Consider the following 13,020-nt stretch of genomic DNA (forward strand, 5'->3'; position numbering starts at 1 on the left):
TGTCCGTTCGGCAGTCGGGATCAGGCTGCGGGCGTGTGCGTCGCCGTCTCGGCGAGCAGAGCCGTCTCATAGCGTGTGATCCATGTGGCCGCGTGCTCCGCGGCGTTCTTCTGCTGGTCGAGCCACTGCTGACGGGTAGTGGGCGCGGCGGCGGCGATGGCGTCCCAATTGGTGCTGGCCGCGCTGCCGGCGGCTTGCGAGACCAGCAGCCAGGTCTGTGCTTGTTGCAGCGCGACCTGTTCGGCGTCCGCCCACGCCACTCGGGCCAACCCGGTCTGTGCCCCGGCTGTCGCCCAGGCACGGGTGGCGGCCTCGCGCATCTGTGCCTGGGCGTCAGCGGCGGCTTCGCGCGCGGCCTGCGCGGCGGCCTGTGCCTCGGCGAACAGAATCTCCGACTGCACCAGCCACGCCCGGTTGCTGTCGGCCAACCGGGCGCGGAACATCTCCGTGTCCAGGCCGGCAGCGCTGACCCAGCCGTACCGGAGGAATTCGACGACGTCGGCGTCGGCGGTGCCGGGCGCGACCGCCCGCCCGGCCCAGGCGCGCACCTGCGCGCCCGGGTCCTCCGTGCTCAGACGGGTGACGAAGTCGCGGTCCAGTTGCCGGATCGCGGCAGCCTGCGCTTGGTCGTCGTCGATGTCCTGACGGTCCTTGGCCAGTGCGGCCGCGTAGCCGGTACGCACGAACTTGTCCAGTTCGTCGTAGGTGCCGGTCAACGCCCGGCGGGCTGTCGCGTTGACGCGCGGGTAGTACTGGATCGGGTGGGTGGCGATCATCCGGTTCGCGAAGTCGACCTGACGTCGGTAGGTCGTCTCGGTGTTCGCGATGGCGCGGTCGTAGCCACCGTCCAGGCTCAGGAACGCGCTGATCGCTGCTGACCCACTCAGCAGCGCCGCGCGGGCCGCGCTACGAACGGCCGCCCTCGGGTCATCGGTCGACAGCCATTTCACGAAAATGCGTTCGAACTCGGATTCGTCGAAGGGTAATTCGGAATCCGTCATTGCGGTGGCCGACCCTCCGGATGCCCGAGCCTGCGCCGGGATCATCAGACCGGCCGCGGCCACCGCCACCGTCAAAATTAATTCACGCCTGAGCAACATCGTTTCCCCCGTTGAACTGCTCTGCTGCATGAACCTGCGTCCGCGCCGGATTGACTTCTGCACGCGACCACCCGTCCCCGCGCAGGCGTCGGGAACGGCCCTGCAGGCAGAGGCAGGCCGTCGGTGGTGAGCAGTGGTGTCAGCGCCCGCCGATCGCGGGTTGATGCAGCTCGATGTAGTCCGGTGATCCAAGCATGACCGGACATCCATTCCAATCGCTTAGCTGCGAGTTTGCTGGGCCTGGACAGTCTCATCAGGCAAGATCCACTTGGGAGAGTTAAGTCACATCTCGATTACCTTGAGTGATGTGCGAGATCGTGGTTACGTCTCGATCGCATTCGCCGCTGTCGTGCTCTTTTGTTGGCCCGGGGCCAGGTAATCGCCTGGTGGAGGCCCCATATCAGAAGTGCGGCAGCGAATGCCAATCGAGTTTTCATCACCACGGGGGAAACAACTTCATGACCGCTCGACGTCCTCGATCGTTCACGCAATGGCTGCTCGTCAGCGGCCTGGCCGCTGCCACCCTGATCGCCTCGGTGTCCACTCCCGCGCAGGCCGGCGCGGTGTCGGCCGGTGGCACCGTGCTGGCTGCTGCTGCGGCCGCCAGTTCGGCGATCTACGAGCAGAAACTGGCAGTAGCGACGAAACTCGGCCGCGGCGACGATTTCGGCCTCATCGAACTCGCCGACTGTGACTTCGTGAGGGAGATCTGGAACGGCCTCAAAACCGATCCTGACAAGCTGGAAGTCCGGATGGTGGCGGAGCAGGCTTACCTGGCGACGCCGGCGAGCGTGGCCGACCAGTTGTGCTACCAGTTCATCGTCACCGACGTCTTCGCGGCGTTCGATCGCGACGCGGTACGGGAGACGCGGGAAGCAGCGGAGAAGCGAGAGCAGGATCTCGTCCGGACCGCCGCGGCCGCGAGCATCGACATCATCGCCGACGCCGCCCTGCTGGCCGGTAGCGACGCCGACTTCGCCCGCAAGATCAGGGACCTCCTCGACACCGACACGAAGTGGCCGAAGGTGAAGGCGGCAGCGGTCGCCGCCTGGAACGGCTCGTCGGAGCAGCAACGACTGTTCATCACCGGAGGTATGGCCGCGGCCGCTCGGCAGGACACCGACGACCGTATCGAGGCCGACAAGACCAAGACCGAGGCGGAGAAGGCGTTGGAACGCTCCCGCGCCGCCAAGCAGAGCGCGGCCAACCGCCTCGGCATGCCAGTGACCGATGAGCTCCTGAACCTTCCTGACCTGGACTTCGTGGTCGCAGTGACGAAGTACACGGCGGACGGCACCGAGGTGCAGGCCGCCGCGTTCAAGGCCTCCCGCAGCTCGGACGCCGCCGTGTGGAAGTCGTTCATCGATAGCGGACTCGCCGAAGCCCTCAACAATGACATCAAGATCGCGGCCGACCGTCGGGAGGCCGCCTACCGGCGTGTCGCCGAGGAAGTCAAAGCCGGCGCCACCGCAAGTGGTTTCGACAATCTTTTCACCGCGGCGGTGCAAGGGCTCGCAGGTGACGTCGATGCGGTGGAAAGATTCGTGAATACCGGGCGGTTCGAGGTCGCGATTGACGACGCCAACCGGCCCACCCGAGGCTCCTGGGAGTGGCGCAATGTCCATTCCGACCAGTGCCTGGGCCTCAAGAGCGGCAGCACGAGCGACAACTCGCCCCTGCAGCAGCGCGGCTGTTCCCGCGCGGACGACCAGCTGTGGATCGGGATGCGCGTCTACGGCACGGGTGGCCGCTACCGGCTGATCAGCGCGAAGGACCGCACCAAGTGCGTCAGCCTGGCCGACTCCACCGACAAGAACAGTGCATTCGTCGTCCGCACCTGTGACGGCAAGCCCGACCAGTACTTCTACTACAAGAAGATCAAAGACAACTTTATCTGGATCAGCGAGCAGGTGAACCGCGCGATCACCATCCAGGGCGCCAGCCGTGATGCCGGCGCACCCGCCGTCGTCGCGGATGTCACCGACGCCAACAACCAGCAGTTCTTCGGCACCAGCGACAGGCTCACCTCGGGCCAGCGCCTGGAAGAAGCTCGCATCCTGCACACGCAGACCGGGATCACCCTGAACTTGCAGCCGGACGGCAACCTGGTGATCTACAAGGGTCCGCGAGCCATCTGGGCCTCCAACACCACCAACGGTGCCCGCTTCGTCAACCAGACCGACGGCAATCTGGTCATCTACCGAGCCGACAACGCGTCCGTCTGGGCATCCAACACCTCGGGCAACGGCCCCAGCACGCTGTGGCTACAGGACGACGGCAACCTCGTCCTGTACCGCAACAAGGACAGCAAGGCCATCTGGTCCACCAACGTCTTTGACGTCCCGATCGCCAGCACCCTGAGCGGGAAATGCATCGACGTGAACGGCTCCACCTTCGAGGCGGGAACCCGGCTGCAGACCTGGACCTGCAACAGCTCGTCCGCCCAGAAGTGGATCGCGCTCGGCGAGACGCTGCTGAGTCTCAACAATAAGTGCGCGGAGGTCGCCGGAGGCTCCAAGGCCAACGGCGCCGTCCTGCAACTCGGAACCTGCAATGGCAGCGGCGGCCAGCGGTTCGTGTTCAACGCCAACGGCAACCTGGTGAACCCTCAGTCCGGCCGGTGCGTCGACATTCCCAACGCCGACCGCGGCGACGGCATCCAGCTGCAGATCCGCGACTGCGTCACCGCCGCGGTCAGCCAGAAGTGGCGCCGTCTGTAAGGGTCATCGCTGCAACGAGTGTCGTGCTGGCAGCAGTACCCGCCGGCACGACACTCGTTGCCCGTTGTCACACCCGGCAGCGCCTGCGCACGGTGTACCAAATTCTCAAAAACGAGACCAGGAGACTTCATGGCGTCCGCGGCACACCTGGGTCGACTGGCCGCACACATCGTTCTACCGGTTCTGGGTCTGCTGTTCAACGGCATCCCCGCAGCACCCACCGGCGCCGACCAGGCCTCCGTTGCGCCGTCGTACGTCTTCACCTCCGATGACGTCGGGTTCGCCGACGGGGGCGGCCGGGACAACGTTGTCGACCGGATCACGGCCATGGACGAATACCTGGGCGACAAGAAACCCCTGCTCCGCCTCGACCTGTTCTGGGACGCCGTCCAGCAGTGCGCTACCTGTGCCCCGGACTGGTCAGATCTCGATCCGCGCGTCGACGCCGCCTACGAACGTGGCGCGCGCGTACTCCTGGTCCTCGACTATTCGGCACCGTGGGCCAACGGCAATCGGAAACCGAGCTATTTCCCTACCGACGACGACGCTTGGTCCGACATCGTCGACGCCGCCGTGTTGCACTTCGGCCCGAAAGTCCAGGCCTACGAAGTGTGGAACGAACCCAACATCACCCACTTCGGCAACTACGGCGACAACAGCGTCGCCACCCGCGCGGGCCGGTACTGGGAACTGATCCGGATCGCCTACCAGCGCGTCAAGGGCCGCTGCCCGCAGTGCACCGTTCTCGCTGGCGGTTCCGCAGGTGGCGACGCGGTCACCACGGGAAGCGCGATGCGCAACGACAACGAGGCCCGCGACTGGCTGGAATGGGCGTACCAGCACGGGATGGGCGGCTACTTCGATGCGGTCGCCTACCATCCCTACCCGGACTGGACGGGCGGGCACCTTCCCTCGTACGCGATAACGCCCTGCACCGCCGGTACCTGGTACCGGTACTGGTCAGGGTTCGGACCTGACGATCCCGACTGCGGTGGCCTGGCCGCGCTGCGCGCGGTCATGGTCAGCCACGGCGACGCGGGCAAGAAGATCTGGGCCACCGAATTCGGCTTTCCCACCACCGGCTCCCGTACGCCGCAATCGGTGGAACGCGTTCGTGACGCCATCGAGGAGGGCGTGCGGATGTGGCGGTCGCGCCCCTACACCGGCCCCATGGTCATCTACTCGTTCCAGGATGCGCCCCGGTCGCACCCGACGTGCCGTGCGGACCCGGCCGACGGGGAATGCCACTTCGGGCTGCGCGACATCAACGGCAATCCCAAGGAGCCGTTGTACACCGACGTGGGTACGGCACTGCGCGGCGATCCCTGCCGAGCAGCACTCAGCCCCGGCCGGTCGCTGTTTCGTGGGGCGGCGCTGTGCTCGGCCGACGGTCGTTACTGGCTCTGGATGCAGGCCTACGGGAACCTGGTCCTCTACCGGATCACCGCGGCCGGCCGCACGCCACTGTGGGTGATGGGTGCCCTGCGCGGATATCGGCTGGCCAACCACGACGGCGGACTCGTGCTCTACGACCACGCCGACCAGGTGCTCTGGGCGTCCGGCACGGCTGGCAGTCGCGCGAGCACCTTGTGGATGCAAGACGACGGCAACCTTGTGCTGTACCGCGACGAAGATGCCACGGTGATCTGGGCATCCGGAACTCGCTGACGATCGTCGACCGCCAGCGAGCCCGGACATCCTGCGGGCCGCGGCCAGGGCTATTGCGTCATGCCGTTTGGCCTGTTCACGGTCGGTTTACCGGTGGTCACGGCGGTGATGAGATCGTGGGGGCGCTGGCTGGCCCTGGTGTATCAGCGAACCGCGAGCAGCAACGCGGCATCGGTCTGCCCTGATCTGGCGCTCGGGGTGGCGGAGCCAGCCCCGCGCGACGCTGACGGCTCATGGCCGGCCGAGCGTCGCAGCATCCGCCCCGACCCGACCACGGGAACCGGTTGTATGACACCCCGCCGGCAGCATCTCGTCCAGCAGGCCACCGCGGCCGGGTTTCCCGAACCGCGCTGCTATCGCCCCGCCGACCACGGCGAACACCCACTGGGCCGTGCGTGCGATTGGATGATGACCTCAGGCGGCGCCGCCCTCGGCCCCGAAAGGCTCACGGCGACGCGATGGCCGCCTGGGCGGTCACGAACGCCGACCGGCTCGGCATCGCGTACGTCATCTGGTATCGCATGATCTGGACCAAGGCCCAGGGCCGGCACGCCTACACAAACCCGTGGGGCGCCAACGACCCGTCCGGCTGGCACACCAACCACGTCCACATCAGTGTCCAGTAAAGGGCATGGCCTGTGGATCAGTTGGACGGGCACGCACGGAGGTCGACCACGCTTGCCGTCCCTGGTGTGAGAATCGAGGATGTCGGCGACGAGGATCGTCGTATGGAGTGTGTGGCGGCGGAACTCAGGCGGCGTTGGTCAATGCCGCGTCGAGGGCCTGGTGCAGTGCTGCCCTGCTGATCGTGACGATGCCTTCGGGTGCGGCTGAATCGCGCTGCAGCCCGGCGAGGATGTAGTCCTGCATGAGCCGTGACGGATTTGTTCCGCGTCGATCCGCTTCGGCTTCGAGGGCTTCGGACCACTCAGCGGGCAGGCGCACGGAGTGCACGATCTTGGCGCGAGGGCGGTCGTTGACGACCTCAGCACCGGACCAGTCGCGGCTGTCGAGTGCGGCTTGGATATCGCTGTTGTCGGTCATGGCTATCCCTTCAGCATCCGCTCAATCGCGGCGATTTCCGCATCATCGAGGTATCGCGCCCCTGCGACGGTGTATTGGTCGTCGTGCTGTGGATCGAGTTCTATCAACGCCACGGCCAGCCAGCGCCCTTGCCGGTCCCGGCCCGCGATGTTGAGCACCGCCCCAATGTGCCTGCGCACGACGGGGCGGCTCTGGCGCAACACGAAAACCGCGTCCTGCCATGCCACGCCAGCGACACCCAGGGCGGTGTAGGTGGCGTCGGTGAACTCGTAGTTCTCCTCCACGAGGATAGTGTAAACGCCGCGTATACGAATCTGAACCGGCCTTTCGGGCCGTCCGCCGCTACGCTCGGACGTCAACCGTCGCTTGTCGGCTGCTCGCATGGCGCCACGAGCCGGAACCCCACCGCCTGCGTGGGCCGGGGTACCGAACTCGCCCCGATCGTGTCAGGTGATCAGAGCATCGCCCGGGGCGCCCGGTTCGTCCCGCCGGAAGCGATTCGACAGACCGACGGCGCCCGGCTGCCGTGACTTCGGTGCGGATGCCGGGGGCGTTGCTGGGTTGTGGTATCCATGTGGCCGTCGAGCGGCAACAACATGTGTCGATGGGGAAGAACACCAATGGAATCCAGGACCGCCGGCATGTCCGGCGAGCTGACATCGCGGCTCCTCGGAAGTCCTTTGTGGACGGATGCGATGGTTCATGAGTCGGGCATCGAGGTGCGAGATGTTCCCTTCGTCACCGTCGGTGGTGGGATCGGGTCGTTCGTCACCGTCGACTATCTGCGGATCGCCGGAGTGCCGGCCGGCCAGATCGCCGTGCTGTCGAACATCGACCATCCGTGGCAGACCTATCAGTACCTGACCCGGGTGTCGCAGATTCCGGTGCCGGAGCGGATCCGGTCGGATTCCTCGTCGCGGCCGGACAACATCTGGGGCTTTCCGTCGTACGCACTGTCGGAGGCCTGGCGCGAACGCAGCGTCCGGCCGCTGCTGCACGTGCTCGGTGAGCCGATCTTCGCCGATTACTGGACGCCACGGGCCGGGGCGGTGTTCGCCAGCCTGGAACGGGAGTCGGCGCGGATCGCGTACCCGGACATGCTCGTCAAGGGTGTGGTCCGGATGGTCCGTCGCCGGGCCGGCGGCGGCTACTTCACCATCCTCACCCCGCCCGCCGGAACCACGTCAACCAAACGCGTCGCCTACCGGTCACGGTTCGTGCACATCGCCGTCGGCTATCCCGGGCTGAAGTTCCTGCCCGATCTGCAGGCGTTCCGGGAGGAACACGGCGACTTCCACCTCGTGGTGAACGCCTACGAGCCGCACGAACACGTGTACGAAAGCCTGAAGACGGCACCCGGTACCGTGATGGTGCGCGGCGGCGGGATCGTCGCGTCGCGGGTGCTGCAGCGGCTGATGGACGACCGCGAGAAGTTCGGTCTGCAGACCGAGATCGAGCACGTCTTCCGGACGTTCGTGACGGGCTCGCACGGCCCGCACCGGTGGTCGCGGCGTAAGGGCGGGCACGGGTTCGCCTATCAGGGTTTCAACTATCCGAAGTCGGTGTGGGGCGGGCAGCTCAAGGCCAAGATGCGGAAGCTGGACGGTGAGGAGCGCGCCGCCGAGTACCGGCGCATGGGCGGCACCAACACCCCGAAACGGCGCCGGTGGCAGCAGCAGATGCAGGCCGGCCGGGACGGCGGCTGGTACCGCGCCTACCGGGGCCTGGTCGATGAGGTGCAGCCGGGAAACCGGCTGACCAGCATCGTGCAGCGCGACGACGGCGTGCAGAGGATCGCTTCCGACTTCATCATCGACTGCACCGGGCTGGAAGCCGACATCGCCGACCACCGGCTGCTCAGCGATCTGCTCACCAACGGCGGGGCCGGGCGCAACCCGCTGGGTCGTCTCGAGGTCGAACGGACGTTCGAGGTCAAGGGCACGGCCAGCGGTGACGGGGCCCTGTACGCCTCCGGGACCGCGACGCTCGGCGGCTATTTCCCCGGCGTCGACACGTTCCTCGGGCTGCAGGTGGCGGCACAGGAGATCGCCGACGACCTGGCCCGGCGCGGCTGGGCACCTCGGCTCGGGCCGCTGCGCTCGACCGCCCAGTGGATTCGCTGGAGTCTCAATCGGCCGGTGGAAGGAAGTGCCTCGTGGTCCCGATCCTGATCGGCCGTATCCAGACCAGGTTCTTCCTGATCGCGCTGGTCGGATCACTGGTCACCCTCGTGCTGGTTCCGCTGCTGCCCCTGAGCTACCGGGACGCGTTCGTGGTGCTGGTGGCGGTCGCGGTGATCGGCATCGGCTGGGAGCTGCTGTACCACCTGCTGATGCAGTTCCGCTGGGAGAAGGACTGGCCGACGCTGTTCGGACTGCTCACCGGCGTACCGGAAGGGCTTTTGCTCTGGTTCCTGCTGAAGGCCGGTGCGGTTCCGCTGATCGGGGCGGTGCCTCCGGGATGGGCCTTCGCCGTGCACTTCGGGGTGGTCTGGGTGGCTGTCTGGCTCGCCGCGAACGGGCCGATGCGGGTGCCGTTCCTGCGGTGGCGGTTCCGCGGCGGGAGGCTGGTGTGAGCATGCGGGTGCGACTGCTGCCGGGCGCCGGGCTTGTCATCCGGACCGGCCCGCTGCTCGCGGTCTGCGCGGACGGGGGCGCCGAGACCGATGCTCTGGTGGCGCTCGTGCGGGAGATCGCCGCCGAGGCCGGAGGTGCTGCAGGCTCAGTGCTGATCGCCCGGCTGGCCGGTCGGCTCGGCAGCGGTGGTCCGGATTGCGCGGTCGCCGCTCTGGGCGAAAACCCCGCCGTTCTGGTACGTGGGGGCGCGGTCGCGGTGGCGGACGGCCGGCAGGGCACTGTCGAATTGCGGGGGCCGATCCTGCAATTCCGGACGATCGACGGCCCGCTGTCGACGTTACGGCTCAGTCTGCCGGGCAGTGGTGTGCCGGATCCCCGGACCTCTCTCGAAGCCGGGGTGGTCAGCGGCGCCGGCCTCGAGGCACAGCTGGAACGGCCGGTGGAGCCGGCCCGTCCGGAGGCTCCCGCCGGCCGGGTCATGGTTCCGGCCCGGCGGCCCGACCGGGCGGTTCCGTTCGAGGCCGTCATCCTGTTGCCCGGATATGCTCCCGATCCCGGCCCCGCACCCGAACCGCCGCAGCCCGCCACCCAGGCTCTGGTCGAAGGGGTGCTCTGCCGCGACGACCACTTCAACGACCCGGATCAGCGGTACTGCCAGATCTGTGGCATCTCGATGGCCCAGCTGACCCAGGTGTCCCGGCTCGGGCCGCGGCCGCCGCTGGGGGTACTGCTGCTCGACGACGGCAGCACGCTGCGCCTGGACACCGACTACGTGGTGGGCCGTGACCCCGACGTCGACGACGACGTCGCGGCTCAGCGGGCCAACCCGATGCGGATCACCGGCCCGGCCAGCGGTGTGTCCCGCCGCCACGTCCGCGTCCGCCTCGAGGGGTGGCACGTCGCCGTGGTGGACCTGAACTCGGCGAACGGCACCCTGCTGCACCGCCCCGGCGCCGGCCGGCCCGAACAGCTCACCCCCGGTGTGCCCGCCGTGATCACCCCGGGTACCCGGATCGACCTGGGACCGCGCTGGTTCCGCTACGAGTCTCACCGCAACACGTAGACGTGAGGGACATCAACAGGTGCAGGGAATCGCAGACTACGAGTTCATCCGCCCGCTCGGCTCCGGCAATCACGGGCACTTCTTCCTGGCCCGGCGCCCGCGCCGGCTGCCGTTGGACGTCGAATTCGTCGCGGTCAAGGTGCTGCACGCCGAGTCCAGCGACGTGGCGTTCCGCCGGGCCACCCGGGAGCTGGCCGCGTTCGCGGCGGTGCGCTGCCCGCACCTGGTGACCCCGATCGACGCGGGGCAGCAGGACGGCGTGTTCTTCTACTCGATGGAGTACCTGCCCGCCGGGTCACTCGCCGACCCCGCCGAGCCGTACACCACGGTCCAGGGCTTGCGGGCGCTGGCCGCGGCCGCGCGGGCCGCCGCGGCCCTGCACGCGGCGGGCATCGCGCACCGCGACATCAAACCGGGCAACGTGCTGCTCCACCCGGACGGCGGCAGGCTCTCCGACCTGGGGCTGTCCCACGTGTTCACCGCGGGGATGACGGTCACCGGGATGGGCGGTCTCGACGCGATCGAGTACGTCGACCCGGCCCTGCTGCTGGGCGGCACCCCGGGCCCGGCCGGCGACGTGTGGTCGCTGGGTGTCGTGCTGCACCGGGTGACGAGCGGGACCGGCGTCTACGGGGATCTGCCCGCATCCGACGGCCTGCTCGCCCTGCGCCGCGTGCTTTCCACCACCCCGCGGGTCAGCGACAGCCTGCCCGGACCGGTCGCAGACCTGGTACGGCAGTGTCTCGGCCCGGCGCACCAGCGGCCGGACGCTGCCACCCTCGCCGACCGCATCGACGGGATCCAGCCGTGACCTCACACGCGGTGGGTCAGCTGCTGCTCGGCCTGGCGGTCATCATCGTGCTGGCGCGGGCACTGGGCGCGCTGGCCCGCAAGATCGGCCAGCCACCGGTCATCGGCGAGATCATCGCCGGCATCCTGATCGGACCGAGCATCTTCGGCACCCTGGTCAGCGACCGGCTGTTCCCGGCCGACGTGCGTCCCGCGTTGGCCGGGCTCGCCAACGTCGGCCTGGTGCTGTTCATGTTCATCGTCGGCTACGAACTGGACCAGAGCCTGGTCCGCGGCCGGCAGCGGATCGCGGTCAGCGTCTCGATCGGCTCGATCGTGGCACCGCTCGGGCTCGGCGCCGTTCTGGCGCTGTGGCTGGCCGGCCGCCACGACGTCACCGACATCCTGCCCTTCGCCCTGTTCCTCGGCGCCGCCATGGCTGTCACCGCGTTCCCGGTTCTGGCGAGAATCGTCACCGACCGGGGCCTGATCCGCACCGAGGTCGGCGGCCTGGCCCTGGCCAGCGCCGCAGTCGACGACGTGATCGCGTGGTCCCTGCTGGCGGTGGTGGTGGCGGTCGGCACCGCCGACGGCGGCCTGCCCTGGCAGGTGCTCGGCATCATCCCGTTCCTGGTCGTGATGTTCCGCTGGGTCCGCCCCCTGCTGCGGCGCCTGGCCGTGGCCCGCGACCGTGCCGGGCGGCTCACCCCCGACGTCCTGGCCGTGATCCTCGCCGGACTACTGATCTCCTGCTACCTGACCGAGATCATGGGCCTGCACGCCATCTTCGGCGCGTTCGTGTTCGGGGCGGTGATGCCGCGGGCCGGCGGTGAGGTGCTGCGCCACGAGATCCTCGAACGCCTGGAACAGGTAAGCGTTCTGCTGCTGCTACCGGTGTTCTTCGTGGTCGCCGGCCTGCAGGTCGACCTCTCCACCATCGACGGCAGCACGCTGCTGGAACTGGCGCTGATCCTGCTCGTCGCCATCAGCGGAAAGTTCATCGGCGCGTACGCCGGCGCCAGGCTGAACCGGGTCGGGGCGCGGCAGGCCGGCGCTCTGGCGACGTTGATGAACACCCGCGGCCTGACCGAGATCGTCATCCTGTCCGTCGGGTTGCAACTGGCCATCATCGACCAGCAGATCTTCTCGATGATGGTGGTGATGGCCCTGGTCACCACCATGATGGCCGGCCCGCTGCTCGGATGGATCTACCCGAAGCGCGTCGCCGACCGCGACGTCGCCGCAGCGGAACGGGCGGCCCTGCGCGGCACCGCCGGGTACCAGGCGCTGGTGGTGGTGCCCGACGCGGAGCCCGACGCCACAGCGGTCCTGGACCTGGCGACCGCGCTGGTCAGGCACCGCCGGCCGGCGACTCTCGCACTGGCGCGGCTGGTGCCGTACCCGCCAGCGCCGTTGGAGATCGGCAGCGGTCTGCTGGAGATGAACCAGGCGATGACCGATCTGACCGCACTGGCGGCACGCGCCGGGAACGGCCTGGACGTGCCGGTGGTGGCACGCTTCAGCAGCAACCCCGCGGAGGATCTCGCCGACATCGTCCGTGCGGGTGAGCCCGACCTGGTCGTCATGACCGACGGGCAACCGGGCGGCACGCCGCCGGCAGGCACGGTCATTTCCCTCGCCACCGCTCTGCCGGCGTCGCCCGGCACGGTGATCGCTCGTCTCACCGGCGCCACCCGGGCCGACGCCGTACTGCGAACGGCCGCAGAGCTGGCGGCGGCCTACCAGGTCACCCTGGTCGTCGACGCGGAACCGCCTGTCGCCCGCAGTCTGGCGGCGACCGTGCGGGAACTGCGTCGGCACGGCTTGACCGTGCGAGACGGGCTCGGCGACGGCGAATCGGACGGGGCGATGGTCGTGGCGGCGGACTCGAGGGCAGGCGCTAATGTCGTGGTCCTTGCCGACGCCGGGACCGGTGCGGCCCCGGCGAAGTGGGCGTCCCGGTTGGGGACGCCGAACCAGGAAGCGACACAGGTGACCAGCGCATGACCGATGCCACCGGGCCGGTGGACGGCAGTCCGTTGAAGCCGGGTGACCCTCGG

The 13,020-nt window shown here is 68.4% G+C and carries 11 protein-coding genes; 8 read left to right on the top strand and 3 right to left on the bottom strand.

What is annotated here, in order from left to right; all coding sequences use genetic code 11:
- Positions 1–20 precede the first annotated feature (20 nt).
- Complete coding sequence (locus ADL15_RS39730) at positions 21–1,163, bottom strand: hypothetical protein (RefSeq protein WP_157441887.1); 1,143 nt, start codon at positions 1,161–1,163, stop codon at positions 21–23.
- 395 nt (positions 1,164–1,558) lie between these two features.
- Between ADL15_RS39730 and ADL15_RS39735 the strand changes: the two genes are divergently transcribed.
- From ADL15_RS39735 to ADL15_RS56040, 3 genes are all read left to right on the top strand, one after another.
- Positions 1,559–3,820 carry a ricin-type beta-trefoil lectin domain protein gene (locus ADL15_RS39735; protein WP_067702931.1) on the top strand — a complete coding sequence of 754 codons (2,262 nt, stop codon included), beginning with the start codon at positions 1,559–1,561 and terminating at the stop codon, positions 3,818–3,820.
- Positions 3,821–3,949: 129 nt separating this feature from the next.
- Complete coding sequence (locus ADL15_RS39740) at positions 3,950–5,488, top strand: hypothetical protein (RefSeq protein ID WP_067702934.1); 1,539 nt, start codon at positions 3,950–3,952, stop codon at positions 5,486–5,488.
- A 458-nt stretch (positions 5,489–5,946) separates the two neighbouring features.
- A complete protein-coding gene (locus tag ADL15_RS56040) occupies positions 5,947–6,114 on the top strand; it encodes a hypothetical protein (RefSeq protein ID WP_232344844.1) in 168 nt (55 codons plus the stop codon).
- A gap of 124 nt (positions 6,115–6,238) precedes the next feature.
- Here ADL15_RS56040 and ADL15_RS39750 read toward each other — a convergent pair whose 3' ends face one another.
- Both ADL15_RS39750 and ADL15_RS39755 read right to left on the bottom strand, forming a co-directional pair.
- A complete protein-coding gene (locus ADL15_RS39750) occupies positions 6,239–6,532 on the bottom strand; it encodes a hypothetical protein (protein WP_067702937.1) in 294 nt (97 codons plus the stop codon).
- A 2-nt stretch (positions 6,533–6,534) separates the two neighbouring features.
- A complete protein-coding gene (locus ADL15_RS39755) occupies positions 6,535–6,816 on the bottom strand; it encodes a hypothetical protein (RefSeq protein ID WP_232344845.1) in 282 nt (93 codons plus the stop codon).
- 411 nt (positions 6,817–7,227) lie between these two features.
- On the opposite strand from ADL15_RS39755, the gene ADL15_RS39760 reads away from it, so the two are divergent.
- Genes ADL15_RS39760 through ADL15_RS39780 form a run of 5 tightly spaced genes read left to right on the top strand, consistent with a single transcriptional unit; the run spans position 7,228 to position 12,967 of the window.
- Positions 7,228–8,703, top strand: a complete 1,476-nt coding sequence (locus ADL15_RS39760; RefSeq protein ID WP_232344846.1) for a hypothetical protein — start codon at positions 7,228–7,230, stop codon at positions 8,701–8,703.
- On the top strand, positions 8,688–9,107 hold the full coding sequence (locus ADL15_RS39765) for a hypothetical protein (protein WP_067702942.1): 420 nt from the start codon (positions 8,688–8,690) through the stop codon (positions 9,105–9,107). The genes ADL15_RS39760 and ADL15_RS39765 overlap by 16 nt, the downstream gene beginning before the upstream one ends.
- Positions 9,108–9,109: 2 nt before the next feature.
- Complete coding sequence (locus tag ADL15_RS39770; protein ID WP_067702945.1) at positions 9,110–10,171, top strand: FHA domain-containing protein; 1,062 nt, start codon at positions 9,110–9,112, stop codon at positions 10,169–10,171.
- A 19-nt stretch (positions 10,172–10,190) separates the two neighbouring features.
- Positions 10,191–10,982 carry a protein kinase domain-containing protein gene (locus ADL15_RS39775; protein ID WP_067702948.1) on the top strand — a complete coding sequence of 264 codons (792 nt, stop codon included), beginning with the start codon at positions 10,191–10,193 and terminating at the stop codon, positions 10,980–10,982.
- Positions 10,979–12,967, top strand: coding sequence for a cation:proton antiporter (locus ADL15_RS39780; protein ID WP_067702952.1), 1,989 nt, complete (start codon positions 10,979–10,981; stop codon positions 12,965–12,967). The genes ADL15_RS39775 and ADL15_RS39780 overlap by 4 nt, the downstream gene beginning before the upstream one ends.
- Positions 12,968–13,020 lie beyond the last annotated feature (53 nt).

It is taken from the genome of Actinoplanes awajinensis subsp. mycoplanecinus, assembly GCF_001509495.1.
Classification (GTDB): domain Bacteria; phylum Actinomycetota; class Actinomycetes; order Mycobacteriales; family Micromonosporaceae; genus Actinoplanes; species Actinoplanes palleronii.